Source organism: Cohnella cholangitidis, assembly GCF_014107495.1.
Taxonomy (GTDB): domain Bacteria; phylum Bacillota; class Bacilli; order Paenibacillales; family Paenibacillaceae; genus Cohnella; species Cohnella cholangitidis.
Genome location: NZ_CP041969.1, coordinates 2,777,219 through 2,802,552, shown reverse-complemented (window position 1 = coordinate 2,802,552; position 25,334 = coordinate 2,777,219). Strand labels below are relative to the sequence as shown.

The window sequence follows — 25,334 nt, the reverse complement described above, 5'->3', positions numbered from 1 at the left end:
TTTAAATATTGGAACATTTTGTATGAAAGTATGATGGGGCGGTGAAAGCGATGATCCTGTTCACGTTGATCCCAATTCTTTTTATTATTTTGGGAGCTATTGGAGTATTTTTTCCCAGAGTTTCTTGGTACATGGGCGTCGGTTGGCAATTCAAGAATGCCGAGCCCAGCACGGCGGCCCTTATATCGGCACGAATAGGCGGTATCTTAGCTATTATTGTAGGTATTTTCCTTCTTGCTTCCGGTATTCTTCCAAGTTAATTTCAAAGAAGGGCCATCCTTTACGGGGCAGTGTATTAAGTGCGAGTATTAGCCAAATATTCGTATACATTCTTTGTTTCACAATAGCTTCGCTATTCATGGTCGTCTTGCTGCCAAAAGAAGAGAGCTGCCGGAATTGATCCGATAGCTCTTTTTTTCGTTACGGATAGTCGGCCAAGCCGAGATAAGGCAAAAAAATCCGGGAAAAGTTGAAATCCATCGGCGACCTCATTCGTATACCTATTGCCGGGAAAGTCAATATTATCTAAATATGTCTCGACTGGGTACTTACCAGGTTAGAAAGGAGAATCCAGGTTGGAGTCAATATGGTTGGAGTATGCGTGGGCACTTCTGATTCTTATCGGTTTGGAAGGATTGCTGTCGGCGGATAATGCGCTCGTATTGGCGGTCATCGCGAAGCACTTACCGGAGGACCAGAAGAAGAAAGCCATCAACTATGGGATCATTATGGCTTTTGTTTTCCGCTTCGCCGCTTTGTTTGGGATATCGTTTATTGCGAATGTCTGGCAAATACAGGCTATCGGAGCCGCGTACCTTCTGTACCTCGGGTTAAAGCACATCATCAAAGCGCGTTTCGGTAAGAAAAACGAGGACGTTCGCGAGGACATAAAGAAAGATGCTTCAGGAAAAGGCTTCTGGCCAACCGTTGGAAAAATCGCTCTTGCGGATCTCGCCTTCGCGATCGATTCCATTCTTGCCGCAGTAGCTTTAGCGCTCGGTCTACCGGATTCACCGCTTGGTACTTTCGGCGGTATGGACGGAGGAAAGTTCTTGATTGTCGTGCTTGGCGGAATCGCCGGGCTCGTTCTGATCAAATTTGCGGCCGCATGGTTCGTAAAGCTGCTTGTTCAACGGCCGGCACTCGAAACCACGGCTTATGCGATCGTGGCATGGGTCGGCGTGAAGCTCGCTGTAATTACCCTTGCCCATGAAGATATTGGCGTGTTAGATCATCATTTCCCGCATAGCACAGGCTGGACCCTTACTTTCTATAGCGTCTTGGTTGCGATAGCTCTTCTTGGATGGTTTGCGCCCGGCAACAAACCTTCTAAGTCGTCAGGGAATGTCTGACTCGGGCAAAAAGGGATCCTCAGGGTCCCTTTGCTGCGTAACGCTTCGGGAGCCTTACCAGGAACAAGGTTTCCACGTAAGGAGTACTCATGACCTGAATACGGCCATGATGGGATTCAACGATTTCCTTAACGATCGCAAGCCCGATGCCGAGCCCGGCGCCTTTTCTTCCTTCGTCGGCGCGATAGAAGCGTTCAAAGATGCGTTCGCGATCCTCAGGGGAGACGCCTTTGCCCCGATCCATGATTGTTATGCATACCTCGTTTTCTTCTTCAAAGAGCCGAATCCCAATAAATTGTCCTTCGCTTCCATAACGAATTGCGTTGTCTAGCAAATTACTTAAGGCGCGCTCAACGAGAGAGGCATCGATCGAAGCTTCGATATCTTTCTCGGGTATGTCTACGTCGACGGCGAAGTTTTGCCCATCCAAAAACAGCAGGTACTCGGACACGATTTTCCGCAGCAATTCGGACAAGTTAGTCGGAGCGGGATGAAGCTCGAACGCACCGGCTTCCTGCCGCGAGATGTCCAGCAGTTGATCCAGCAACTTGTCCATGTAGCGGGATCGCTGCAGAATGATTCTCGCTCCGGCTTGCAGTTCGTTCTCGTCTTGATACGTGCCTGTACGGATCGTTTCGGCGTAGCCCAGAATCATGGTCAGAGGAGTTCGCAAATCGTGGGAAAGATTGGACAGCAGAATCTTGCGCCGGTCTTCCAGTTGTTCGATTTGAAGCGATTGGCTTTGAATTCGATGCGCCATCTCATTATAATGCCGGGTAAGCTGGCCGATTTCATCCTTCGATTTGACGGCCAGCACGATTAAATCGCTTCCGAAACTGACTTCATTGAGGGCCTTGTTCAGTTTGCCAATGCGTCGATTGATCGAGGAGAAGAACCATAAGGACAGAAAGTAGGGTACCAGAGCGGCCGCCAGCAGGGGCAAAACTAAAGAATACAGAACCTCGAACGTGCGTGCATAGAATAGGAACTGACCAGCTTTCATCGCTTCGCTCGGCAGGCTTAACATTAAATAATAAGACTGTTCGTTGCGGTTAAGGGAATAAGTAAGCGTTACAGATTCGTCCTCGCTCCAAAGGTTGTCGGGCATATTCACGACGCGATCCGCTAATTGTTGGAAGCCGTAGCGTTGTTGTTCGCCTGAAGTATCATAGATGACCGAACCATCCGATGCGATCCATTCCAGGCGCAGATCCGGATTCCGGGCATGAACCGAATCCAGCAACGGCGCAACGTATTCCTTGCCGAATGCGCTTTGCCGCTCGATGGAACGCAGCGTCTCGCGCGAAATCGAATTCAACGTTTTCAAATTGTAGCCCTTGATCCAAAAGCTGCCTACGAACGAGGAAAGAAAAACAAACAAGAACACGCTGCCCACGGCGCCGATCAGCATAATAAGCCACAACTTCGTACGATTTTTCATAATCCGTCTCCCGAAAATCGATATCCGACGCCTCGCACGGTGTGAATATGGCGCGGGGCTTCGGGCGTATTTTCGAGTATGGCGCGGAGCCGGTTAATAAACACGCTTAAGTTGTTGCCGTCATAATTTTCGTGCTTCCACACCTGTTGGTAGATGTCTCTCTTGGTCAACACGCGGTCCGGGTTTTGCATAAAAAATTGCAGCAAATCGCATTCGAATTGGGTTAAAAAGTGCCGTTGCCCGTCATTGTCCAGCTCTAAATTGTCTATATCGAGAATTATTTTATTCAACCGTATAATCTCGGACTGATGCGGCGAAGGGGAGCGATGTCTTCTTAATAGGGCTTGTACCCGGGCGAGCAGTTCTATCGGACTGAACGGCTTTGTCACATAATCGTCCGCGCCCAAGCCGAGCGTGTCTACTTTGTCCTGCACTTCTCTTCTGGCACTAAGCGCGATCACTAGCGTTTCGGAATGGTCTCCGCGCAAATATTGCAGCACCTCGAAGCCGTTTCCATCGTCCATCATTAAGTCCAAAATCATTAATTCGATGGGATGCTCTTGCAACCTTTCGATCGCTTGACGCCCCGACTCGGCTTCGATGATCTGCAGGCCCGCACGCTCCAAATGAATACGGATTAACGCGCGAATATCGTGCTCGTCGTCGACTACTAAAATTCGTTGCATCTTAACCACTCTCCGCCAAGTTCTGCCTTTTTCCAATATCATAATAGCAGGAAGAAAAAAAGACGAGGAAAAATGCCGGAGTTTCGGTTAGGGGCTGCCGCCGATTCGCATGCCCATGACCACGATTGCATGTCAGTAAGGGGATTTACCAGTTTTTTAATAACTTATATCTATCATACAGATAGCAAATTCATATTATAATCTATTTATATTAATGATAAACTATAAACAGGTTATAAATGTTTCGGAAACGATGCGTGACTAGGTCGTGGCCTGTCTTGCTATGGACTTTAAGCGGGAGCGCCCGAATCTTTCCTTCAAATAATAGCATGTAAGGACGGTAGAAATGAGCTATAAACAAACGAATACAGACGTTATCTTAATTGGTGCCGGAATCATGAGCGCGACCTTGGGGTCACTGTTGAAAGAATTAGCGCCGGATTGGAAAATTACGGTGTTCGAGAAGCTCTCGAATGCGGGAGAGGAAAGCTCTAACGAATGGAATAACGCGGGAACTGGGCATGCGGCGCTGTGCGAGCTTAACTACACCGTCGAAAAACCGGACGGATCCGTAGATATCAGCAAAGCTATTAAAGTGAACGAAGAGTTTCAGGTTTCAAGACAGTTTTGGTCTTATCTTGTAGAGAGCAAACTGATACGCAATCCGCAGGACTTTATTATGCCGCTTCCCCATATGAGTTATGTAGAAGGGGAGAAAAACGTAACGTTCTTAAAGAAACGTTTCGAAGCGATGGCGGACAATCCTCTGTTCGAAGGGATGGAATTTTCCGACGATCCGGCCAAACTAATGGAATGGATTCCGCTTATGATGAAAGACCGCGGATCGAAGGAACCGGTAGCGGCAACCAAAATCGACTCCGGAACGGACGTCAATTTTGGCGCTTTAACGCGCATATTATTTGACCACTTGAAGAGTAAAAACGTCGAATTGAAATACAAACACCAGGTAGACGGTATTAAACGTACTAACGACGGATCGTGGGAATTGAAAGTACGGAATATCGATAGCGGCACCGTCGAACGCCATACTGCACCGTTCGTCTTTATCGGCGGCGGCGGCGGAAGCCTGCATTTGCTGCAAAAATCCGGTATTCCCGAAGGAAAACGGATCGGAGGATTCCCGGTAAGCGGACTATTCATGGTGTGCAACAATCCGAACGTTGTAGCCCAGCATCATGCCAAAGTATACGGCAAGGCGAAGGTCGGAGCTCCCCCGATGTCCGTACCGCATCTTGACACAAGATTTATCGACAACAAAAAATCGTTGCTCTTCGGACCGTTCGCGGGCTTCTCGCCGAAGTTTCTGAAAACCGGTTCGATGTTCGATTTGTTAGGTTCCGTGAAACCGAATAACGTCTTGACCTTGTTGGCGGCAGGCGCTAAAAACGTTCCATTGACCAAATATTTGATCGAGCAAGTCATGTTATCGAAAGAAAAGCGCATGGAAGAGTTGCGGGAGTTTATCCCTAACGCCAAAAGCGAGGATTGGGATATCGTGGTAGCGGGCCAACGAGTGCAAGTGATCAAGGATACCGTTGCCGGCGGCAAAGGAACGCTTCAATTCGGTACGGAAGTCATTAATGCCGCCGATGGTTCGATCGCCGCATTGCTCGGCGCTTCTCCGGGTGCTTCTACCGCCGTTTCCGTCATGCTCGAGGTAATAAATAAATGCTTCCCGCAGCATATTAAAGCGTGGGAGCCGAAAATCAAAGAAATGATTCCTTCTTATGGCGTGTCGCTGTTGAAAAACCCGGAGCTTATCCAAGAAGTTCATACTTCAACGGCGCGGACGCTCGGACTGAACCGTGAACGGGAGCTCGTCGCAAGCAGATAATAAAAAGTTGTTTAATCGGCCTTCGTTCTCTACCCATGGGACGGGGGCCGTTTTGCTTTCAGCTGTGATTCTATCGGTCATTTCGCCCATCTCCCGACCAAACGAGGAAAAATCGTATTTTAACGCTTGAAGCTTACGCAGCGTAATGTCCTATAATCAAACACGCCGGTAAATACCTCGCGTAGAAAAGGGGTTGATCTGAGCTATGAGGAGACGATCCAAGGAGGACAAAAGATGATGAACGAACGATCCTTAAAGTGCGCTATCTTAGAATGGCGCGAACAGGTGGCAAATTTGATGCCGGACAGACTGGGCAAGCAATTGAAGAACGAACGATGAGCGCCGTGAACGGGAATGAGCTGCAAGCCGGCATTCGGGAATGGACAGGGCTCGCGGTACTAGCCCTGCCCGCGCTTCTTGTCTCGATCGACCTCTCCGTTATGATTCTCGCGCTGCCGCATATTGGCGCCGACCTCGGCGCCGACAGCGCCCAGCAGTTGTGGATTATCGACATCTACGGCTTTATGCTCGCAGGATTTTTAATCACTATGGGCACGCTGGGAGACCGGATCGGCCGCCGCAAGCTGCTGCTGTTCGGCGGGGCGGCCTTTGTAATCGCCTCGATATTGGCAGCATTCTCCCGAAGCGCTGAAATGCTTATTCTGGCCCGCGCATTGCTTGGTATCGCCGGGGCGACTGTATCGCCCTCTACGCTAGCCTTGATAAGCAACATGTTTCGCGACCACAAGCAGCGATCCCTAGCCGTTGGCATTTGGTTAATGTGTTCCATGGGCGGCATGGCGCTTGGTCCGGTAGTTGGAGGGATCATGTTGGATCACTTCCGGTGGGGGGCGGTATTCCTATTGGGCGTCCCGGTCATGTTGCTTCTGATCATAACCGGGCCGCTGCTACTGCCAGAATACCGTCACCCCGAATCCGGTCGGTTAGATTTGACGAGCGTCTTATTATCGCTGGGCACCATTCTACCGGTCATATACGGACTTAAGGAAATCGCCAAGTACGGTCTGCAAATAGCGCCATTGCTGTTCATTTTGGCAGGTGCAGTCCTCGGCGTGGTGTTCGTGATGCGGCAGCGCAGTCTGACTACCCCTTTGCTGGACCTGCGCTTGTTTGCGAGCCCTGGATTCAGCGCCGCATTGGGGGGCATGTTCGGGATTACGCTGACAGGCGCGACTATGCTCTTCGTCGCGCAGTACCTCCAATTCGTGCAAGGAATGTCGCCGTTTGAGGCAGGGTTGTACATGCTCCCCGGAGTCATTGCGTCGATGGCCGGGATGTTCCTATCGCCGCTCATCGCGCGCCGAATCCGCCCGGCCCGCCTTATCGGAACGGGTCTCTTGATCTCGGCAATTGGCTGTCTGCTGCTGACCCAAGTGGGGGTGGAGTCCGGTCTCGCGATTCTGGTGGTCGGGTACATCTTCTTCAACGTAGGATCAGCTCCGCTTCCGAGTCTGTCAAGCGACTTAGTCATCGGCTCAGCCCCGCCCGAGAAGGCGGGATCGGCGGCCTCCATGTTGCAGACCAGCGGCGAATTCGCCTTCGCGCTGGGCATCGCGGTCATGGGCAGCATCGGCACGGTCATTTACCGCGATCAAGTCGCGGTCTCCATTCCTGCCGATTTGCCGGCGACCGCGGTACAAGCTTCCCGCGACAGCTTGGCCGGCGCCGTAACCGTAGCGGAAGGCCTCCCCGAGCAGATCGGGACGTCACTTCTCGCCGGCGCCCGCGAAGCTTTTACCGGAGGGATGCACACCGTTGCGGCAGCCAGCGGAGCTATTATGCTAGGTATCATCATCCTTGTCGTAACGCGGCTCCGGTACGTACGGCCAATCGGAGAGACTCAGTCTAACCAAACCGTCAGTATTTCAGAAGCAGTACCAGGCGCCGTCGAAGAATCAAGATAGCTGACTCGAACCGCCGCAAAGGGCAAAGCCCGGTCACGCTTGTCATGTGACCGGGCTTACCCTTGTTTAAACTGCATTCAGACAGATGAAATTCATTTTTGCTTGCTTACAGCTTTTTCAATCGATCAACAATGTCCAGAGGCTCCAACCGAACCATAAAATCGGGGTTAACGTAAGCTGAACGGATTACGCCGGACTTGTCGATGATGAAGGTCGAAGGAACGGGAAGAATCCAGCGGTCGGCGGCATTGTATTCGGCAAGGTTGATTTTCAGTTTGTTCGTCATGACCTCTTGGATATAAGACGGGACATCGAACAGCACCTCATATAAGGCGGCCGCCGCGCCATGAGTGTCGCTAAGGACATGGTAGCGAAGGTTTTCTTTCTCTTGTTGGGAGAGCGCATTGTCCGGGTTTTGCGGGCTTAAGGCAATCAACTGACCGCCCAGCGCTTCGATTTCCGGCAAGATGCTCTGGTAAGCCCGCAGCTGCATATTGCAGAAGGGGCACCACCCGCCGCGATAAAAGGTTAACACGACAGGGCCTTTGGATAGCTGTTCAAACAGATTCACGGGAACGCCTGCCGAATTATTCAGGGTAAAGTCCGGCGCTGGCTGCCCTTCCTGCAAACCGTATACGATTTCCGATTGCTCCTGCTCGCGAATCAATCGGAATATTGCGGTATGGACTTCCTCCGGTACTTTGGCAACAAATTGCTTCTTCGCTTCGTCCAAGATCTCATTCAATAACATAAGCCATTCTCCTCCTTCTATTGGGACACATTCAGACCGCGCGTTAAACCCGGTCGTAAAGCTCGTTTGCGGGTTGCGTATAAGAAGAAATATCCGAGCGCCGCGAGCGTACATATCAGAACGTCGGCGCCGATCAACACTTGATAATCTTGAAAATAGTCGTAGGAGATGCCGCCGAACAGCGTTCCAAGTATGCCTCCTCCTTGATGGAACAGCAACAGCCAGCCCGTTTGTTTGCCTTTTCCTTTCATATAGTCGTTGACGACCAGCAACCCGCCCGGTATCGCGCTTAAGTAAGTAATGCCGAATGCTACGGCGAAGACGATAGGAGACGGCCCGAGATGCAGGAATAGCAGGCAGAACCCGATAATCCGAATGCCGTACAAGAGTGTCATCACGACCAGCTTGTTGATTCTGTCCAACCCATAACCGATAATAAGCGACCCGGTAATTTCCATAATGCCAAGTACGCTCATGGATATCGCTATCATACGAGGCGAGACGTTCGCCAACTGGTGAATCGCGACCAAATTCATTTCCACCGTCCCCATATTAAAGCCGCAGGTGAACAAAGCGATTGCGACTACGATGAAGATCGGCAGATGGACGGCTTTCCGGCGGAGCGGGGCTTGCGCTATCGGCCGCTCTTCTTGCTCTTCCTTCGGAATTTCCGTTGCTTGATTGCTTCGCTGCTTAGTTGCTTTGATGCCAAAGAAAAGAACAGGGAACGCCACGATGATGCTAAGAACGAAGGAAGCGAGGAAAGCGTCTTTCCAAGTCAGCGAGCTTGCGGAGACGAAGATCGGCGTGCTTATCGCCAGCCCCAAGGAGGACGCGCTCGCGAGCAGTCCGGTCGCTTTGGCCCGGTGATGCTTAAACCATTCAAAGATCAACATGTAGGTCGTAGTTGTTCCAATGCCGGCGAAGCCGGATATAATCCCGTATCCGACGAAAAAGACGATGTCTTGATGCCCTCCGAACACGACGATACCCGTACCGACAGTCCCCATGGCCATGCTGGCCAGCAAGATTTTCTTAGGGCCGTATCGATCCGCGAGCCATCCTCCCAGCGGCGCGCATAAGGCGGCGATCAGCAGGTTCGTAGACCAAGCCATCGAGATAAAGCCCCTGCTGATTCCTAAATCCTCCGAAATTTGAGCTTGAAAAAAAGCCATAATAAACCGCATTAACGCGCCTATAAATCCAACGATCCACAGAGAACCCAATCCAATCCACGCGTGCTTCGGTTCCTTAAACCATGTCATCTCCTTTATTCGTCCTCCCGAAAAACAGTTTGCAAAAAAAGATACCGATCGGTATTTTTAATATAGCACATGAAATCCCTTATCGAAAGCAAAATTTCGTTTGGTATAATGAAAGGAATCATTCCACGCGCTCGCAAGGGGGAATCGACATGCAAAAGGGAGAAAACACCCGCAAAAATATAATCGCGAAGTCCGCCGAGCTGTTTAACCAAAAAGGCTATGCAGGCTCGTCCTTGTCGGACATTACGGAGTTAACGGGCATTAAAAAAGGCGGTATTTACCGCTATTTCGCCAGCAAGGACGAAATCGCCATCGAGGCTTACCAATATGCGGGCAGTATCGTGGGTGGCAAAATCAAAGAGGCGCTCGATCGGGAGTCGACCGCGATGGGCAAGCTGCTCGTCTACCTGAAGGTGTATGGGAACGTAGTCGAAGATCCTCCTTTTGTAGGCGGGTGCCCCTTGCTTAACCTCGCTACCGAGAGCGACGACGGCCATCCCGTTCTGCGCGGGAAAGCCCGCCAGGGGATGGACAACACGTTGGACACGATGAAAAGGATTATCTCGGAAGGCGTTCAATCCGGCGAGTTCAAGGCGAACCTTGACATCGATGCATTAGCGACCTTCACTTTATCCGTCATGGAAGGCGGCATTATGCTCAGCAAGCTAGAGGGCGACAACCGGCATGTCCGTATGAATATCGAAAGCCTGTCTTCGTACTTGAAAGGGATGTGCCTACGCGACAAGGAGCTTTAATGAGTAAAATTGCGAATATTTCTCTTGCACCTTACGTAACGTCAGGTTCTACAATGAGGCTACCGGTACGGACTAGCGCAGCGAAGTAGACGACATTAAGAACGTACCAGGCATTAAAGGGAGGTAGGATCATGGTAATAGGGGAAAATGAAATTATTTCGTCGCGCGAGTTCGATTTCCCGCGGGAGCTCGTGTTTCGGGCTTGGACAAACCCGGAATGGTTAGCCCGGTGGTGGGGACCGAAGGCCTTCACGAATACGTTTCACGAATTCGATATGAGACCGGGAGGTTCTTGGCGGTTCACCATGCACGGGCCGAACGGCGTGGATTACCCCAATTACAGCGTCTTTGTCGAGATTGTACCTAACGAGCGGATCGTGTTCGATCATTTATCCGGTCACGAATTTCGGGTAACGGCAGCCTTCGAGGACCTTGGAGGCCGCACGAAGGTGGTCTTCCGCCAGCGATTTAAGATCGCGGAGGAATTCGAAGAAGCCAAGGCGTATTGCGTCGAGGGGAATGAACAGAACTTCGACCGGCTGGGCCAGCTGCTGAAGGAAGTGGAATAACGCGACAAGGTTGCCGATAACGAGTCGGCGGCCTTTGTTGTTGACTTCCTCTTGCCCCTTGCCCCTTCAGCCGTCCGTATCCTTGGACCGCGACCCGATCAAGTAGCCGATAATCGTCGATTCGACCGGAAGCACCACGAGCGTCCATAGCTCCTTTAACCCGAAATCGGCCGAACGGTACTTATCGGGCGTTAAGGTATAGGCCAATGCGATAAAGAGAACGCCGAGCGCGATCGTGCCCACGATGTACAGACGGACGTTGTCCCCCGAGCCGAAGAATTTGCCAAGGAAGCCGAGCTCGGCTTTGCGCTTCTCGCTCTCCGCGTTGGCGGCGATGATCTTGCTGGCGACTTTGGGATCTTGGATCTCGATTTTATTCATGGTCGGCAACCCCTTCCCCCGCATAGAAAGTAAAGGTTAGCACCCATGCCGCCAAATCGAAGCTGATGGTCACTTCATAACGGAGAGACAGCTTGCGATTGTTCAGCACGCCGAGGTGGATCATGTCCTCGTTGCCGATAGGCTTGCCCCTGGGAAAGTTGATGCACGCGATCCGGACCTCGTTGTATCGAACAAGCCGAATATCCGTCATGAAGTCGTCGCGCTCCGCTTCCTGCTCGATGCAAAACACGAACGTTAAAGGATCGTTCTCTTCGGACAGCGTAATTTCAATCGGGTTCATTCCATATGCGAAAACCCTGCCGTGGTAGACGGCTTCGAACCCTCCGGACGTAATTTTCATGTTCATCCCCCCAGGGCAAATGGTCATCGTACGAGCGTCATCCGTTTATTTTACGAACGCGGCAATCGGGACATGACAGATTTAACCGGATAGGCAATCCGATTATCCGCCGAGCCGGCGAAATTTAAGGATTAGATAAGGACTTCGACCCTTTGCGTCGAAGTTTTTTCGTATGCAAATTATTTGCGCGAGGCCGACGGAAATGAACCGCGCAGCGTGTCTGCTTATGGAAAGGAGGAAAATAGGTGAGCACTGAGAAGGAATGGGTACGAGCGGCGCTGGCCGGGGATTGGGAAGCTTTCGGCGCCATCGTCCGCAAGTATGCGAACGTCTTGCATGCCGTCGCCTACGAAGTCGTCCGGGACTATCACCAAGCGCAGGATATCGCCCAGGAAACGTTTCTTAAAGCCTACATGAACCTGCATACGTTACAAAAGCCGGAGAAACTCGGGAGCTGGCTATATTCGATTGCAAGACGCTTAAGTCTAAATGCGCGGAGAACGGCGGGGAGACATACTTCGCTCGAAGAAACTTCCGATCTTCCGCACGATCAGTCAGTCGAGGAAACGGTGATGCGGAGCGACGTGAGAAGGCAGGTGCTGGATGCTCTAAACTCTCTGAATGAACCGCAACGCCTGGCGGCTACGCTATTTTATTTTGGGGGATTTACGATTAAAGAAACGGCCGAGATGTTGGAGATTTCCGTCGATGCGGCAGAAAGCCGAATTAGAAGGTCAAGAGAATTGCTCAAAAAGGAGTTGTTCGTCCTCATGGAGGATATCGGCAAGCAGATCGGCTTCGGACAGGATGTCGAACGAGAGGTGTTGCGGTCGATCGTGCCGCGCATTGCAACGATCGAGATTCCCGTATCCGATTTGTGCAGAGCGGTCGAATGGTACGGCAAAATGCTGGGAGCGAAGCCGCAAGGGGATTGGAGCGGCGAAGGGACAACGGCGATGTTGCACTTCCAGGGCGGATCAGGCGCTATCGGCGTACCCTCGATCTATCTGGTTAAAACGGAGGATACCCAACGGTTAACGTTCAAGAACACGCGGCATGGCTACGTTCAAAGCGTCATCGATCTATACACTCACGATCTCAGGGGATACTATGATTTCCTAAGGGAACGCGGGGTTGACGTAAACGAGATGGATTGGGAGAGAGAACCCCATCGTCCGGGTTTCGGGTTCCGGGATTGCGACGGTAATTCGTTCGGGGTTTGCAATATCGAGCTGACCGGTCAAGGCGGCTTAGGAAATCAAGAAATTCCCGATGCTCACTCGTTCGTATGGAGAGTTGCAGGCGTCGAAATTCCGGTGAACCGCTTGAAACAAGCGGTTGAGTGGTATACGGCCGTCTTCGGCATGAAGGTACTCGGCGAGCCGGTGGGGGAATGGGAGGCGGCCATGCTTTATTTGGACGGAGGAGAGCGGCTTGGCGTACCGAATTTTTATTTGGTGGAGACGAAGGACGAACAAAGGTTAACGTTCAAGAACACATACACTAACGTAACCCATAGCGTAATCGACTTTTACTCCGCGGATGTGGATACGTTTCTAACGGGATTGCGCAACCGTAAAATACCGATGAACGGACAAAGCGGATTTTTCGACCCCGACGGCAATTCGTTGGCCGTATGCGACGCGGTACATCGGGGACAGGCGAGAGACAAGGAAGGAAATAAATAACGCCGTCACTTTCCGGTCTGTCTCGCGCGGGCAAACAGAACCAGCCCGAACCAAACGGCAAATGCAGAGTAAATGAGCGCTCCCGCAACGATCTCGACGCCATGGTTACTCTTTAGTTCTTTCAATAGCACGAGTGCGATCATAGCAAAATGAAGGAAGTTTCCAAGCGCGATCGGACGGTTATAGATCCCCCCGATAAGACTTGCACGAGCCGTCCAGTTGAGAATCGCGAAACCCAAATAGAGAGCCCCGGCGATCTGAACTGCCGGAACCACGAACTTCTCGCCTTCGCGGTAAGACCCGTAATACTCCAATATTTCTTGGGGCATAAAGGTAGATAACATCCCGAGAACGGCCATAAATATGGCGCTCGACGTCAATAATATTTTAGTGCGCATTCGCGACTCTCCCTTCAAACCTAATCTATTCCCATAACAGTATAGCTAATAACTGCATTTTTACATATCTGTTATTTCGGAAAATCTAATAGGGAATGAGTTGTCGCAAAGCTAATGGACGTTAGATTAACCGTATGAATACGACGACAAACAAGCTCCTCGCGGTCACCGCGAGGAGCTTGTTACGTCGAGTCAGGAAGCGGATGCCGATTCCTGCCCTGCTCGTTCCTCATTCCTCCCTAATACGCCGCCGAGCAGGAACGTCCCCAGCGAGAGCGCCAAGCTGGCCGCCGCGAAGATGCCGATCGACGAATAACCGCCGAACTGGACATAGAGCAGGCCGGCCGCCCATGCGCCGAGCGTGTTCGCGCCGTTCATCGTAGAGTTGGCCAGACTGGAGATCGTTCCCCGGATGGAGGAGTTGAGCGACGTGAGCGCCTCCATAACAACCGGGAAGATTACTCCTAGCGTCGTGAAAATGATCAAATAAACTATTGTCACGATAGGGAGGTAGGTCAGGAAAGGCATAACCGGGTACAAGATGACGAGCAACGTCATTCCCGCCGCGACCGCGATCGCAGGGCCGACTTTGCGAGTCGCATAAGAGCTGACCATGCTTCCCAGCAGAGTGCCGAATCCGAGGAACATCATCACGATGCCGATCCGGCCGATGGGAAGCCCGAAGCCGTCGGCCATCCACTTGCCCACGAAGGCGAATGCGGTACCGCTCCCTAAGTGAAGGAGCAAGTAGGCGAGGAAGCCGCTCCTTGCTTTACTGCTCGCGATCAGCGGAACATAACGGCGAAAGATCGATGTCCGCTCGGTCTTGCGCAAGCTAGGTTTCATGTCCGGCAGCAAGCAAAAGGCGATTGCGGCGAGTAGTAACGAAGCGCCGCCGATCGTCCAGAACGGAACGGACCAATGGGCCGCGGCGAGCCAGCTTCCGATCGGCACGCCAAGCGCTTGGGAAGCGGCGAGTCCCGCGAAGGCGATGCCCATCGTCTTCGAATTTCTCGATGCAGGCATGACGGCGGGAATGGACGCCCATACTTGAGGAGCCGTGAACGCCGCGCTGACGCCGGCAAGGAAACGAAACAAACACATCGTCCAGAATCCGTCCGCGAAGCCGCATAGTATCGTCGAGACCGAGAACCCGAGCAGGCCGCCGAGCAAGACGATCCTTCGATTCCATCCGTCGGATAGAGGTCCGGCGATCAAGGCGAAGACGGCCGAGCCGAGCGTATAGGCGCCAAGCATCCATCCGGCGTTGTCCGTCGAGACGCCGAATTCCGTTTGCAGCGTCGGGAGCAAGGGCGAGATAAGGAACGTATCGGTTCCGATCATGAACATAATGAGGAAGAACAGCGAGGTATATTTACGCACTGGCAAATCACTCCTAAAGGTATAGTATTGCTTGCTGCGCTTATCTTAAGGCATAATGGTGACAAAACTTGTCATGAACTTATAGATTGTTGAAAAGAGGGATCGGGATGCCCAAGTCCAAACGCTTGATGGAGCTGATGATGACCGTCAACCGGAAGCGGCGGTTCAAGGTTCAGGAGCTTGCCGACGAATTCGGCGTCTCCAAGCGCACGATTCTTAGGGATTTGCAGGAGCTGAGCGAGCTGGGGGTGCCGCTGTATTCGGAAGTAGGGCCGCATGGCGGTTATCAGGTGGTTAGGGAGAGGGTTCTGCCTCCGATCGCATTCACGGAGGAAGAAGCCGCGGCGATGTTCTTTGCGGTGCACGCCCTGCGCCATTACTCCTCGCTGCCGTTCGCAGCTGAATCCGCATCGGCGCTGAGCAAGTTCTACCTTCATATGCCCGGAGACGTCCGGGACCGAATCGACGGAATGAAAAACCGCGTAGACTTCATTACGCCGACAAGGCGGGGCGAAGCGCCCTGCTTGGCTATTCTGCTCGATGCGGCCGTGCATCAGAAGGTGCTCGCCGTCGAGTATGAGTCTAAGGAGGAGGGGGCGAGCAACCGCCGAATTCAGCCGGTCTGCATTTACGCGAACAACGGTTTCTGGTATTGCACCGCTTACTGCTTCCTGCGCGAGGGCTTTCGCGTGTTTCGCTGCGACCGCATCCGCGAGGCTGCATACGATGCTTCCGGCATGGAGCCGCTTGATCTAGGCGACATTCGCCTTAGCCGGAGGGAGGTTGCCGGACCGAGGGAGCCTGTCCGCCTTCGCGCGCTGCTAAGCCGGGCCGGCGTTCAGCGCTGCGAATCCGAGTTATGGCTTGCTCCGATGCTGCACGTGCGCGAAGACGGAAGCGGCGCGATCGATAACGACGTGTCCCGCGGGGACATTCCTTTTTATACGGAGTTCTTCATCGGATTAGGAAACGAAGCCGAGCTGGAGGAGCCAGCGGAGTTAAAGGATTCAATACGGAGGAGGCTCTCCAAGATGTTGGTTCGCTACCGGGAGCCCTGAAGGAGGATTACGCGAAAGAAAGACGAATAATGCAAATAAGGAAAATTTTATAATAATCCATTATGAATTGGAGGGGTATTCGTGAATTCGGCATGCAAGCTACCACTGGTCGTACCGGAGCTTGACTCGCTTCCGAACAACGCATTCGTGTTATCCGTTCTTCAAACATCTCCTGAGGCTACCCGCTGGGTATACAATAATTACGTTCAGATTTTCCTGGTCGACGAAGGACCCAAGGTATTCGTTCAATACTATTCTCCGAGCATCGAAGTAAACCGTATTCCGTCCATCAGCCCTACCGTTAGGATGGATCGGGCAACGGTAACGCGGTTCGCGCCCGATTTCATTGATTTCGTCCGGTTCCAGATCGATCAGGGCTATTACGTCTGGACGTTCGTGGACGAATACGACATTCCGGGCACGCGGGCCTACCGCAATATCTCGAACCCGCATAGCATTATGCTGTACGGGTACGACGACGGGGCGGAAACGCTCAACGCCGCGGGTTATTTCCACAACCAGAGCTACGGAACGGTCGAAATTCCGTATGCCGCGCTCAAGGACGCTTACAACAATTGCAATAGCGAGCCGCTTTCCTATACGGATTATATCCATTTGTTCCGAATTAACGAGGGCATCCGCAACGAATTTTCCATGACGTGGTTTGCCGAGCAGTTGGCGGATTACGCGAATTCGCGCAATACCGCCGACCGATGGATCGCATTGGAGGGAGCGGGTACGGAAGAGTGGATCTGGGGGATCGGCATCATGGACGTGCTGAGGGAGAAGCTAAACATGTTCATGCGCCGCGAGGCGATTGTCGACCACCGGCCGTTCTACCTGCTCTGGGAACACAAAAAGATGATGAATCGGCGCATGAATTACATGGAAGAGCATAATTTCTTTCGCTTTGACGCCGATATTCGTTCCGAATACGAACGGATCGAGAAAGCGGCGTTCACGATGCGTAATCAGATGTTTAAGTATTTAATGAGTATGGAAGCCCGTTATGCGGAAGACGTTCAGGAGCGTCTTCGGAAATTGCAAGCGGAGGAGTACGAGTTGATTGGGCGCATGCTCTCGGAATGCGGGCAACCGGGGCATCGAACGCGCTCCGTGCAACGGTGAGCTTCGTCCCACCCTTTGTTAAGTAGCGTTATCCGGAATAGCAAATGAAACGGTTGTTCCTTCATTGGGCTTGCTGCGAATAGACAAGCCTTGACCATACAACTGAGTTAATCGGCGGTTCGTATTGGAAAGCCCGATTCCGCGTCTCCCCGTCACTGTCGGATGCAACAGTTGATTAACCTTCTCTTGTTCCATGCCCTTTCCGTTGTCTTCTACTTCGATAAGCGTAGAGCCGCCTTGGCGCATAATTCGAATATACACCGTTCCGCCCTTGTTCCGGCTGAGAAGACCGTGCTTAACCGCATTTTCGATCAGCGGCTGTATCGAAAGCGGAGGAAGAAGCAACTCGATGTCCGGCTCAACTTCCCATACGACGGACAACCTGTCTTCGAACCGTTCCTGCTCAATATACAAATAGGCTTCGACAAGCTGTAGTTCATGGGAAAGCTCGACCAGTTGCCCCGAATTGAGAAAGTCGAAGCTAATCCGTAAATAGGACGCAAAGGCATCTCCCAGCTTGCGCATTTTATCCGTGTCTATGTCGCTAAGCGCCATGATGGAAGTCAGCGTGTTGAATAGAAAATGAGGATGGATTTGCGCCTGCAAATAGGCGGCTTCCATGCGCAAACGCTCATTAATGGATTGCTTCAGCGTCGTTAAAGCGCGAATTCGGTACTGCAGCTCCAGAGCGTCTACGGGCTTGGTCACGTAATCGCTCGCTCCGGACATGAATCCGGTGTAGATGTCGGCGGGTTGACTGCGCGCGGTCAGCAGCAACACCGGAAGTTCGGAGACGGAGTAATGCTCCCGTACTCTCTGCGTTAACTCGTAGCCGGACATATGCGGCATCATGACATCGGCGATGAGCAAATCCCATTGCCCGGTGCTTAGCAGTTCCAGCGCCTCTCGGCCCGATTGGGCAGTCGTAATGTTATATTGCTCAGTCGACAGAATTCCGACAAGCACGTTCAAGTTGACGGGGTCGTCATCGACGGCGAGAATATTCGCTTTCCCGGCATTTAATAGCGGCGGGGCAAGCTCGGAGACTGCGATTTGGCTGATTGCCGTATCCGGGAAAATCAACCCGGCAGTCCCGGCTTCCATGCTTACCGTCGGTTGGCCATGATGAAGCGGGCGTTGCGGTAAGGGAACGACCGACGAGTCTGCTAACGGCAAGTTAAAGCGGAATACCGAGCCTTTACCGGGATCGGAGCGAGCGGTCAACTCGCCGCCGTGCAATTCTACTAACTGTTTGCAAATGCTGAGCCCGAGCCCGACTCCTCTTCCATCGCTCATTCCGTATGAGCCTTGCTCGTAAGGGAGAAATACGCGCGCCAGCGTCTCTTCGTTCATGCCGACCCCGGTGTCGGAAACGCGAATGAGGGCTTGTCCGTTCCGAGTGTCGGCGGACACGGTAATCGTCCCTTCTTCCGTGAATTTGAGGGCATTATGCAATAAGTTATACAAAATTTGCACGAGCCTTTTCTCGTCGGCCATGACCGGCGGCATCGATTCCTTGATATCCATATTTAGCCGAATAGGCTTGCCCTCGATCATGAACTTAAGCATGCCGATAACACCCGGGACGATCGATTGGATAAGCAAAGGCTCTTGCTGCAGCGCAATGCGATGCTCCCGGAGGCGCGCCACGTCGAGCAGATCTCCAAGCATATGGGACATTCGGCGGCTTATCGTAATCAATAGCTCCATATCCTTAAGGCTGTTCTCGTTCAACTTCGCTCTTTCTTTGGTTACGACGGTCTGGGCGATATTCATAATCCCGTGCAACGGCGTTCTTAGTTCATGCGAAGTATTGGCGAGAAATTGGTCCTTCAGCTTGTCGGCTTGTCTCAACTGTTCGTTAAGTTGAGAGTTTTCCCTGGAATGGCGGAAGTATTTCTTAAACCAATAAGCAGAGAAGCCGACGATCGCGGCGGTTATATCGATCGGATAGTAAACGGTAGTAACGTCTATAGCGGATTCCACGATACTCCATAACACGTTGGATATGATCCCCGCCGCGGTCAGCAGCAAGAAGGTGAAGTCTTTGTCGGTTTGTTTCTTGAAGATCATCGTTCCTACGATATAGATGAACCAGGAGAACGGAATTAAATAGAAGGTGATAAAAATTTTCAAGTCGATTATTCCGTTCGCCCAGGAAGCGGGCGCGAACGCCAAGATTCCCGAAAAAGCGACGAGCGCGGCGGTATAAGCCTTCAGCCAAGCGTTCCACGGGAGTGCCGAAGTGAATCTTCTAAACAGAAGCAGAATAAAAAGATTTTGCCACAGGAGCGAAATCAGTCTGATCTTGATCGCCCATGAATAGTTGATCGGCAACCACAATAAAAGCACGTTATCGTGACCGATCAGAATCGCGATTCCGACCGATAGCGTTAGCAGACCCGTCGTGAGCAATGCCCGTTCTTTAGGATTAAACATATAGAGGATAGAAGCATATAACCCGTGCAACAGCAAAATAACGAACGTAACCAGTTGGGATCCGATAGAGTACCAGCGCACGTAGTCGATCGCGGCCAGTGAGCCGAAATGGATGGAGCGAACGATCCCGCCTTCAAAATAGTTATCGTAGTTGGCCACTTGAATAAGCACTTCAATTTCCGTCGCGCCTTCTACCGTATAGGATGCCGTGTAGGAGACATTCTGGGGAACGTACTCTTCGGCGTTCGCGGCAGGTTTGCCGAGCCGGCCCGAAACCCGCCCATTGATTTCCACGGAAGAGGAGGCTTGAATGTCTTTAAGCCAGAAAGAGATAGCGCGGTCAAAGGATCGACGAGAATGCGCAGCCGATACGTTCCGAACCCGTACGAAGAACCGGATTCGTTCGTCATCGCGTCGCGCCAGTCTCCCGGCACTTGAATATTACGGAAAGCGCGATCCTCCGACTGCATATCCCTTTGGGATACTAATTTTCCGGGAGCAAATTGCCATTCGCCGTTTAGCGCGACGGAAGGAGACAGGTTTAAGTCCCAACCGCGCATGTCGAGTACGCCGGCGACAGGACCTGGGTGCTTCGCGGTAGGGAAAACCTCGGACCAGCTCAACCGCAGCCCTTGGAGGACGCTAAGGAATAATAGTATCGCGACTATATTTTTGAGAGGGATTTTGTTTAATATTGGCTTCATCATACCTGTGGAATTCGATAGAGTTTGCGGTAATCCCTTTATTCCCCCGCGTAAAAGCATAGAATCGGCTTGGTTTGTATATCTTCACGGGGTCGCGTTTGCCCAACGCGCCGCCCATTTATCCATTTCCTTAAGGGCAATCCGAAAATCCATCCCTTTTTCCGTTAGTGAATATTCGACCGACACCGGCACGGTAGGAAATACTTTGCGCAGAACAATCCCGTTCTGCTCTAAGTGGCGAAGCGCATCCGTTAAAGATTGCGTTTTAATGATGGCTAAGTCTCTATGGAGTTGTTTAAATCGCTTCGGTCCTTTAGATAGCTCGGCGATCACCAAGAACGCCCACTTCGCGCCAAGGATCTGCAACACCGAACAGATGTTGGAGAAATCCTGGGTTTCTTCCTGCTTAGGTTCCATTTGTCTTCACCTACTTACTTTTAGTTAGAAAGTCAAAACAATTGGATAATATCCAAATCGTTTGCCTTCTTACATAAATATCGTAACGTAATTATAATTCAGGCAAGAGCTTTCGCATAGATCATGAAAGGAAGGAATGCCATGAATAGACTGTCTATATACGTTCTTGCCCTAGGGGTATTTGTGACGGCGACCGCCGAGTTGGTCGTATCCGGGATTCTTCGAATGATTGCCGAGGACTTAAACGTCTCCATCGCCTTGGCGGGGCAATTGGTAACGGCATACTCACTTGCTTTTGCGGTTGGGACTCCTATTATCGTGTCGCTGACGTCTCGCATGGAACGCAGAAAAGTGTTGGTAGGATCATTGGTTGCTTTCATCCTAGGTTGCTTAGCTTGTTCGGTTAGCTCGGACATCACGGTCTTGATGATTTCGCGAATGCTGCTAGGGGTGAGCTCGGGCGTCTATCTTGTCGTAGCGTTCGGTACGGCCGCCAAAATCGTACCCGCCGAGAAGTTGGGCGGCGCGATCGGAACGATCGTTCTTGGATTCAGCAGCGCGATGATCTTGGGGGTACCGATCGGGATCGTGATTACCAAATGGTTAAATTGGCATGCCATATTCATGATACTAGGTCTACTCAGCCTATTGATTACGCTTGTGGTCATGCGCCGTCTTCCGGAGATCGAGGGGGACGAACCGGTCACTTACCGACAACAGTTCAAAGTGCTTGGCAGCGCGGTTATCGTAAGCGGACTGCTGCTGACTTTCTTTAGGGAATCGGGCAACTCGGTCTTATTTACGTATTTAACCCCCTATATAACGGACATCCTGCAAATGAAAGCCTCGAACATTAGTGTCGTTATGCTGGTTTTCGGGATTTTCGGCGCGGTTGGCGCGCGATTGGGCGGTTATGGCGTCGATAGATGGGGGGCTTCCCGCTTGATCGCTTTCAGCATCATCGTCCACGCCGCAACGCTTGCCTTACTGCCCTTGTTCTCTGAATTTCTAGGGGTCGGATTAGCGTTAATCGCTCTCATGATTTTTTCTATGTTCGTGGCCGGTCCGGCTATCCAAACTTACTTTATTCAACAGGCGCCTCGATCGGCTAATCTCGTGCTCAGTATAAATACATCCATTATTCATTTGGGATTGGCGGCAGGGGCCGGAGCGGGCGGAGCGATGATCAATGCCGCTGCCACCCCACAGTACAATCCATGGTTGGCTTGCGTCGTCGTTCTGCTAGGGCTAGCATCCGCCATCGTCAGTTTTTCGTCGGGCCGCAAGGCAACCGGTTAAGCTTTTTCGGCCCGCGCAGATGGGAATTGAAGTTGCGGAAAGCGAAAGACAAGCATCGCGGTCACTAATTTTCACGTAGAAGGGCACCTGGGATCATCGGGTGCCCTTCAAGTTTGCCATGATATTCGTTGATGGAACACGTTAAGCCGCATTTTCCGCCTGTCGCCGCTTTTGTCGGCTTTTGCTTTGCGCCCTGAGCGTTTTGATAGACAGTGCGATGCCGGTCAGCGTCAGAACGATCATGCCGATAGCCGTTATATCGAGAAGTATCGTAATGTCGGTACCGCCGATTTGACCCTTGTGCAGATTTTTAATGAAGGCTATGCCGCTATTGCTCCCTTCACCGCCCTGACCCATAGGCATTCTGCCTTGAGGGTCGTTAGGTTCGCCAATGGACTCCGCGCCGGCATCGCCCGAGTTATAGGATTGCGATTGCTCCATCCGAGCGAAGCCGGGAGGCCCGCCTCCGTCGCGACCGCCGGTAAACCAACTCTCATTCAATAATAGCAATCCGGTGATGGATTGAAGCAAGATGAAGACCGAGCAGATCAATCCGATCCATAAGTGCAAAGTACGCGTTTTTTTCATAAACGACCCTCCGGGATGAGTGCAGGATAACGACAGCTTGTTGTCATCGTTGCCAGCGTTATCCCTATCATGAAGGATCAAAGTGAATAGAAGGTTAAAGCGGGCTGAGAGTTTTCTGAAAGTACGATAGAAGACTTCAGTATAAAGCAAAGGACACCCTCCTTTGAGGATGTCCTTTGCAATTAACGAATAAGGGTTGGAGCCAGCCAATCAAACATAGGCAAGTTTCTCGCAAGTCCGAATCCAACGGTGAGGACTAACATGGCCGCCATAAGAACGTTGCTTGTTCGGGGCATCCGCTTTTTCCGGGTCATGACGTACATCAGATAGATAGGAGCTAGACCAAAAACCAAAGCGTTATAGCGATAAGCTTGAGTAAAATCCAATCGTAGCAAGGAAAGGGCTGCCCTCGTGATTCCGCACCCCGGACAATAAAGGCCGGTTAGCTCATGAAACACGCAAGGAATTCCGATCCCCGTCGCAGGCAACCATACGGTTAAGTATAGCGCGCCTCCAACGCCAAGCAAGGAGCCCCATAATATTGCAGGCCGGTTCTTAAGCGTGAATGCGGACATTGCCAAGCTTGTTAATATCGGATTGTACCAAAGCGTAAGTTACGATAGACAAACCGAACAGGTTGAAAATAATATAAAGCGTAGAGTTGTCCGTGATAGTCAATCCGCGTTGTCTTTGCGCTTCCGCGATTTGCTTGCCTACTTGATAAGCCCAGACGAAACTCCAAATTCCGCATGTTACTAAGGTTAATAGGAAGTGCTTGCCTCCCGTGAACGAGGAGTCGCCGCTCAGCTTGCCAACGTCATTGGTCATCACAATGAACCAGTAAATCCCGTAAATCCCACATGTGATAATCGATAAAACGATTGCCAAGCCAACACTTCTTTGAATAATCATCGCGCACCGTCCTGAATAAATTTTTCTATTCGCCGCTTGGGGGATTATTCCCAAATGCGACAAATATATGAATATTACGACAAAGCTATCATAATAAATCGAGACTATAGTTACAAGATATATTTTTATTTGTATATCTTAGGTTATAGCACTAGCTTTTTGCGGTAGGGTTAAGAGCTATAAAGGAAGGTCGCGCTTTCGAAACAGGACTATGGCAAGGGCAAAGGAAACCAATCCGATGACGAAGAGAACGGCGAAGGTCATGCCTAGATTGACGTTCCCGTTTACGATCTCACCGGGCTTATATAAGGAGAAGAGGGATACAGCTCGCATCCAGTCGATCTTCTCGCTGAATTTACCTACAAGATCGAGGCTGAAAAATCCGAACGTAATCAAACCGGATATGCCGATCGCCTTTTTCTCGTCGTTGGACAGAGAGGACACGAGGAAGGAAATGCCGCCGACCGCAAAGAAGAGCAAGAACGCCGATGCGTTCATTAACAAGAATCTCAACGTATCGAATGCATAGTCGGATCCCAGAAACCAGGCGTCTCCGACAATCCCGGCTAAAGTCGTGACGGCTATGATCAGGAATAGACCTGTCACTAGGACCGTCGCTTGCGTGAAAGCGACTTTGCCTCTTGTTGTCGGGGTAGACAGCAAATAGGCCATAGACCCGCGATCCACAAGTTTGGCCATAAGCTGGGTCGATAACTGGACGCATACGATCGCCAGGATGAGTACCAGAATCAATCCGTAATACTCCCCGGAGATAAAGGCTTCGGCGCTATTGAAGCCATTCAGCCCGAACGCTCTTCCGACGCCTTCCGGCATGGATTGGACCAACGCGTCGATAGCTTGCGAGTTTTCCGCGATGCCGGGATATAACCAGAACATGAGCAGGATATAGAACGCGGACCCGAAAGCGTAATTCAGGAAGCCCTTCATATTCACTTTCATCATTTGCTTATATAAAGCGGGATTCATGGCGTTGACCCCTTCCGATCATAGTAATTCATGAATACGTCCTCCAGGTTCTGGGTGAAAATATCGATGTTGCGAACCTTGTGTTTGGCCGTCTCTTCCAGGAATTTCGCATAATTGCCCTGTACGGCGACTCTTACCCGATTCCCTTCGCGCGATTCGATCGGCAGCCCGGAGTTCAGGAAAGATTGGACCGCGGTTAACTCTTCGAAAGTGACTTCGAACAGTTTGCGCTGCATAGATTGCAGTTCATGAATATCCTTCACCGCTATAAGGACGCCGTCCTTGATAATGGCAGCCCGGTCGCACGTTCTCTCGATTTCCGGAAAGCTGTGCGACGACATCAGGAACGTCTTCCCCCGAGCTTTCTCTTCCAGCACGATCTCGATAAAAACCTTCTGCATAAGCGGGTCTAGGCCGGATGTCGGTTCATCGAGAATAATCACTTCGGGGTCATGCATGAACGCGGCTACGATGGCTACCTTTTGCTTCATGCCTTTGGACATTTTCCGGATGGGGGTGTTGACGTCGAATTGTAGTCGTTCGATCAAGCGGATGCGCTTGGACGGATCCGAAGCTCCTTTCATATCCGCCATGAAATCCAGGAACGTCTTACCGCTCATCCCTTCGATAAAAGAAATTTCGCCCGGCAAGTAGCCGATGCAAGCTTGCACCTTGCCTTGGTCCTTCCAACTATCCAGCCCGTTCACCTTAACGGATCCCTTGTCCGGCTTCATGAAGCCCATTATATGACGGACTGTCGTGGACTTCCCGGCTCCGTTCGGACCCAGAAAACCGAAAACCTCGCCTCTATTCACCGAGAACGATACGTCGAAAATCCCTTTCCCGTTAGTAAATGTCTTCGTTAAGTGATCAACGGTCAACATACGGTTACCTCCGATCGTAAAGAAATGAAATATATTAAGAGTTATATTTCATATATGTTATACTATGCTCGGAAGTTGCACTCGTCAACGATTCGTGAAATATATTTA

The 25,334-nt window shown here is 51.4% G+C and carries 25 protein-coding genes and 3 pseudogenes; 11 read left to right on the top strand and 17 right to left on the bottom strand.

Going from position 1 to position 25,334, the window contains the following annotated elements:
* The first annotated feature begins 50 nt into the window (after window positions 1-50).
* Together FPL14_RS13225 and FPL14_RS13220 are read left to right on the top strand one after the other, a co-directional pair.
* Entirely contained in the window at window positions 51-260 is a 210-nt protein-coding gene (locus FPL14_RS13225; RefSeq protein WP_182303443.1) for a DUF6199 family natural product biosynthesis protein, read from the top strand.
* 315 nt (window positions 261-575) lie between these two features.
* Entirely contained in the window at window positions 576-1,352 is a 777-nt protein-coding gene (locus tag FPL14_RS13220; RefSeq protein ID WP_182303442.1) for a TerC family protein, read from the top strand.
* Between the two features lie 19 nt (window positions 1,353-1,371).
* Here the strand turns inward: FPL14_RS13220 and FPL14_RS13215 are convergent, their stop codons facing one another.
* From FPL14_RS13215 to FPL14_RS30765, 4 genes and pseudogenes are all read right to left on the bottom strand, one after another.
* Window positions 1,372-2,793 (bottom strand): HAMP domain-containing sensor histidine kinase, encoded by a 1,422-nt coding sequence (locus FPL14_RS13215; RefSeq protein WP_182303441.1) that lies wholly within the window; start codon window positions 2,791-2,793, stop codon window positions 1,372-1,374.
* Window positions 2,790-3,083 (bottom strand): winged helix-turn-helix domain-containing protein, encoded by a 294-nt coding sequence (locus FPL14_RS30775; protein ID WP_407644672.1) that lies wholly within the window; start codon window positions 3,081-3,083, stop codon window positions 2,790-2,792. The genes FPL14_RS13215 and FPL14_RS30775 overlap by 4 nt, the downstream gene beginning before the upstream one ends.
* Window positions 3,084-3,115: 32 nt before the next feature.
* Window positions 3,116-3,221, bottom strand: a pseudogene (locus FPL14_RS30770) (DNA-binding response regulator); the annotation flags it as partial.
* Window positions 3,198-3,479: pseudogene (locus FPL14_RS30765) on the bottom strand (response regulator); the annotation flags it as partial. The pseudogenes FPL14_RS30765 and FPL14_RS30770, both read right to left, overlap by 24 nt.
* 346 nt (window positions 3,480-3,825) lie before the next feature.
* On the opposite strand from FPL14_RS30765, the gene FPL14_RS13205 reads away from it, so the two are divergent.
* Together FPL14_RS13205 and FPL14_RS13200 are read left to right on the top strand one after the other, a co-directional pair.
* Window positions 3,826-5,334 carry a malate:quinone oxidoreductase gene (locus tag FPL14_RS13205; RefSeq protein WP_182303439.1) on the top strand — a complete coding sequence of 503 codons (1,509 nt, stop codon included), beginning with the start codon at window positions 3,826-3,828 and terminating at the stop codon, window positions 5,332-5,334.
* 335 nt (window positions 5,335-5,669) lie between these two features.
* On the top strand, window positions 5,670-7,259 hold the full coding sequence (locus tag FPL14_RS13200) for an MFS transporter (RefSeq protein ID WP_182303438.1): 1,590 nt from the start codon (window positions 5,670-5,672) through the stop codon (window positions 7,257-7,259).
* Window positions 7,260-7,365: 106 nt separating this feature from the next.
* On the opposite strand, the gene FPL14_RS13195 is transcribed toward FPL14_RS13200, so the two are convergent.
* Window positions 7,366-8,010: a peroxiredoxin-like family protein gene (locus tag FPL14_RS13195; protein WP_182303437.1), complete on the bottom strand. Its 645-nt coding sequence runs from the start codon at window positions 8,008-8,010 to the stop codon at window positions 7,366-7,368.
* A 17-nt stretch (window positions 8,011-8,027) separates the two neighbouring features.
* Window positions 8,028-9,275 carry an MFS transporter gene (locus FPL14_RS13190; RefSeq protein WP_182303436.1) on the bottom strand — a complete coding sequence of 416 codons (1,248 nt, stop codon included), beginning with the start codon at window positions 9,273-9,275 and terminating at the stop codon, window positions 8,028-8,030.
* 149 nt (window positions 9,276-9,424) lie between these two features.
* Here FPL14_RS13190 and FPL14_RS13185 point away from each other — a divergent pair, with 149 nt between their 5' ends.
* Entirely contained in the window at window positions 9,425-10,030 is a 606-nt protein-coding gene (locus FPL14_RS13185) for a TetR/AcrR family transcriptional regulator (RefSeq protein ID WP_182303435.1), read from the top strand.
* A gap of 131 nt (window positions 10,031-10,161) precedes the next feature.
* Window positions 10,162-10,599 (top strand): SRPBCC family protein, encoded by a 438-nt coding sequence (locus FPL14_RS13180; RefSeq protein ID WP_182303434.1) that lies wholly within the window; start codon window positions 10,162-10,164, stop codon window positions 10,597-10,599.
* A 66-nt stretch (window positions 10,600-10,665) separates the two neighbouring features.
* On the opposite strand, the gene FPL14_RS13175 is transcribed toward FPL14_RS13180, so the two are convergent.
* Window positions 10,666-10,980 (bottom strand): hypothetical protein, encoded by a 315-nt coding sequence (locus FPL14_RS13175; protein ID WP_182303433.1) that lies wholly within the window; start codon window positions 10,978-10,980, stop codon window positions 10,666-10,668.
* A complete protein-coding gene (locus FPL14_RS13170) occupies window positions 10,973-11,341 on the bottom strand; it encodes a DUF6864 domain-containing function (RefSeq protein ID WP_182303432.1) in 369 nt (122 codons plus the stop codon). The genes FPL14_RS13175 and FPL14_RS13170 overlap by 8 nt, the downstream gene beginning before the upstream one ends.
* Before the next feature lie 245 nt (window positions 11,342-11,586).
* Here FPL14_RS13170 and FPL14_RS13165 point away from each other — a divergent pair, with 245 nt between their 5' ends.
* The gene (locus FPL14_RS13165) at window positions 11,587-13,029 is read left to right on the top strand and encodes a sigma-70 family RNA polymerase sigma factor (RefSeq protein WP_182303431.1); all 1,443 of its coding nucleotides are present in this window, start codon (window positions 11,587-11,589) and stop codon (window positions 13,027-13,029) included.
* A gap of 5 nt (window positions 13,030-13,034) precedes the next feature.
* On the opposite strand, the gene FPL14_RS13160 is transcribed toward FPL14_RS13165, so the two are convergent.
* Window positions 13,035-13,427, bottom strand: a complete 393-nt coding sequence (locus FPL14_RS13160; RefSeq protein ID WP_182303430.1) for a hypothetical protein — start codon at window positions 13,425-13,427, stop codon at window positions 13,035-13,037.
* A 192-nt stretch (window positions 13,428-13,619) separates the two neighbouring features.
* A complete protein-coding gene (locus FPL14_RS13155) occupies window positions 13,620-14,810 on the bottom strand; it encodes an MFS transporter (protein WP_182303429.1) in 1,191 nt (396 codons plus the stop codon).
* A gap of 107 nt (window positions 14,811-14,917) precedes the next feature.
* Here FPL14_RS13155 and FPL14_RS13150 point away from each other — a divergent pair, with 107 nt between their 5' ends.
* Together FPL14_RS13150 and FPL14_RS13145 are read left to right on the top strand one after the other, a co-directional pair.
* Window positions 14,918-15,868, top strand: a complete 951-nt coding sequence (locus FPL14_RS13150; RefSeq protein WP_182303428.1) for a helix-turn-helix transcriptional regulator — start codon at window positions 14,918-14,920, stop codon at window positions 15,866-15,868.
* A gap of 81 nt (window positions 15,869-15,949) precedes the next feature.
* On the top strand, window positions 15,950-16,996 hold the full coding sequence (locus FPL14_RS13145) for a hypothetical protein (protein ID WP_182303427.1): 1,047 nt from the start codon (window positions 15,950-15,952) through the stop codon (window positions 16,994-16,996).
* 18 nt (window positions 16,997-17,014) lie between these two features.
* On the opposite strand, the pseudogene FPL14_RS13140 reads toward FPL14_RS13145, so the two are convergent.
* Window positions 17,015-19,093: pseudogene (locus FPL14_RS13140) on the bottom strand (ATP-binding response regulator); the annotation flags it as partial.
* Between the two features lie 648 nt (window positions 19,094-19,741).
* On the opposite strand from FPL14_RS13140, the gene FPL14_RS30520 reads away from it, so the two are divergent.
* A complete protein-coding gene (locus FPL14_RS30520) occupies window positions 19,742-19,873 on the top strand; it encodes a hypothetical protein (protein WP_324617910.1) in 132 nt (43 codons plus the stop codon).
* Between the two features lie 350 nt (window positions 19,874-20,223).
* On the opposite strand, the gene FPL14_RS13135 is transcribed toward FPL14_RS30520, so the two are convergent.
* Window positions 20,224-20,556, bottom strand: coding sequence for a winged helix-turn-helix transcriptional regulator (locus FPL14_RS13135; RefSeq protein WP_182303426.1), 333 nt, complete (start codon window positions 20,554-20,556; stop codon window positions 20,224-20,226).
* Window positions 20,557-20,697: 141 nt separating this feature from the next.
* Between FPL14_RS13135 and FPL14_RS13130 the strand changes: the two genes are divergently transcribed.
* Window positions 20,698-21,855: an MFS transporter gene (locus tag FPL14_RS13130; RefSeq protein WP_182303425.1), complete on the top strand. Its 1,158-nt coding sequence runs from the start codon at window positions 20,698-20,700 to the stop codon at window positions 21,853-21,855.
* Window positions 21,856-21,996: 141 nt separating this feature from the next.
* Here the strand turns inward: FPL14_RS13130 and FPL14_RS13125 are convergent, their stop codons facing one another.
* From FPL14_RS13125 to FPL14_RS13105, 5 genes are all read right to left on the bottom strand, one after another.
* Window positions 21,997-22,443: a PepSY-associated TM helix domain-containing protein gene (locus FPL14_RS13125; RefSeq protein WP_182303424.1), complete on the bottom strand. Its 447-nt coding sequence runs from the start codon at window positions 22,441-22,443 to the stop codon at window positions 21,997-21,999.
* A gap of 182 nt (window positions 22,444-22,625) precedes the next feature.
* A complete protein-coding gene (locus FPL14_RS13120) occupies window positions 22,626-23,018 on the bottom strand; it encodes a DUF2752 domain-containing protein (RefSeq protein ID WP_182303423.1) in 393 nt (130 codons plus the stop codon).
* Window positions 22,999-23,355 carry a DUF4234 domain-containing protein gene (locus FPL14_RS13115; protein WP_182303422.1) on the bottom strand — a complete coding sequence of 119 codons (357 nt, stop codon included), beginning with the start codon at window positions 23,353-23,355 and terminating at the stop codon, window positions 22,999-23,001. The genes FPL14_RS13120 and FPL14_RS13115 overlap by 20 nt, the downstream gene beginning before the upstream one ends.
* Before the next feature lie 177 nt (window positions 23,356-23,532).
* Complete coding sequence (locus FPL14_RS13110) at window positions 23,533-24,342, bottom strand: ABC transporter permease subunit (protein ID WP_182303421.1); 810 nt, start codon at window positions 24,340-24,342, stop codon at window positions 23,533-23,535.
* Window positions 24,339-25,226: an ABC transporter ATP-binding protein gene (locus tag FPL14_RS13105; RefSeq protein WP_182303420.1), complete on the bottom strand. Its 888-nt coding sequence runs from the start codon at window positions 25,224-25,226 to the stop codon at window positions 24,339-24,341. The genes FPL14_RS13110 and FPL14_RS13105 overlap by 4 nt, the downstream gene beginning before the upstream one ends.
* Window positions 25,227-25,334: the final 108 nt, after the last annotated feature.

What these genes read in the sequence shown, in the direction of transcription:
- FPL14_RS13225 (WP_182303443.1), top strand. Translation starts at nt 51, where the DNA reads ATGATCCTGTTCACGTTGATCCCAATTCTTTTTATTATTTTGGGAGCT.
- FPL14_RS13215 (WP_182303441.1), bottom strand. Translation starts at nt 2,793, where the DNA reads ATGAAAAATCGTACGAAGTTGTGGCTTATTATGCTGATCGGCGCCGTG.
- FPL14_RS13205 (WP_182303439.1), top strand. Translation starts at nt 3,826, where the DNA reads ATGAGCTATAAACAAACGAATACAGACGTTATCTTAATTGGTGCCGGA.
- FPL14_RS13200 (WP_182303438.1), top strand. Translation starts at nt 5,670, where the DNA reads ATGAGCGCCGTGAACGGGAATGAGCTGCAAGCCGGCATTCGGGAATGG.
- FPL14_RS13195 (WP_182303437.1), bottom strand. Translation starts at nt 8,010, where the DNA reads ATGTTATTGAATGAGATCTTGGACGAAGCGAAGAAGCAATTTGTTGCC.
- FPL14_RS13190 (WP_182303436.1), bottom strand. Translation starts at nt 9,275, where the DNA reads ATGACATGGTTTAAGGAACCGAAGCACGCGTGGATTGGATTGGGTTCT.
- FPL14_RS13185 (WP_182303435.1), top strand. Translation starts at nt 9,425, where the DNA reads ATGCAAAAGGGAGAAAACACCCGCAAAAATATAATCGCGAAGTCCGCC.
- FPL14_RS13180 (WP_182303434.1), top strand. Translation starts at nt 10,162, where the DNA reads ATGGTAATAGGGGAAAATGAAATTATTTCGTCGCGCGAGTTCGATTTC.
- FPL14_RS13175 (WP_182303433.1), bottom strand. Translation starts at nt 10,980, where the DNA reads ATGAATAAAATCGAGATCCAAGATCCCAAAGTCGCCAGCAAGATCATC.
- FPL14_RS13170 (WP_182303432.1), bottom strand. Translation starts at nt 11,341, where the DNA reads ATGAAAATTACGTCCGGAGGGTTCGAAGCCGTCTACCACGGCAGGGTT.
- FPL14_RS13160 (WP_182303430.1), bottom strand. Translation starts at nt 13,427, where the DNA reads ATGCGCACTAAAATATTATTGACGTCGAGCGCCATATTTATGGCCGTT.
- FPL14_RS13150 (WP_182303428.1), top strand. Translation starts at nt 14,918, where the DNA reads ATGCCCAAGTCCAAACGCTTGATGGAGCTGATGATGACCGTCAACCGG.
- FPL14_RS13135 (WP_182303426.1), bottom strand. Translation starts at nt 20,556, where the DNA reads ATGGAACCTAAGCAGGAAGAAACCCAGGATTTCTCCAACATCTGTTCG.
- FPL14_RS13130 (WP_182303425.1), top strand. Translation starts at nt 20,698, where the DNA reads ATGAATAGACTGTCTATATACGTTCTTGCCCTAGGGGTATTTGTGACG.
- FPL14_RS13125 (WP_182303424.1), bottom strand. Translation starts at nt 22,443, where the DNA reads ATGAAAAAAACGCGTACTTTGCACTTATGGATCGGATTGATCTGCTCG.
- FPL14_RS13120 (WP_182303423.1), bottom strand. Translation starts at nt 23,018, where the DNA reads ATGTCCGCATTCACGCTTAAGAACCGGCCTGCAATATTATGGGGCTCC.
- FPL14_RS13115 (WP_182303422.1), bottom strand. Translation starts at nt 23,355, where the DNA reads ATGATTATTCAAAGAAGTGTTGGCTTGGCAATCGTTTTATCGATTATC.
- FPL14_RS13110 (WP_182303421.1), bottom strand. Translation starts at nt 24,342, where the DNA reads ATGAATCCCGCTTTATATAAGCAAATGATGAAAGTGAATATGAAGGGC.
- FPL14_RS13105 (WP_182303420.1), bottom strand. Translation starts at nt 25,226, where the DNA reads ATGTTGACCGTTGATCACTTAACGAAGACATTTACTAACGGGAAAGGG.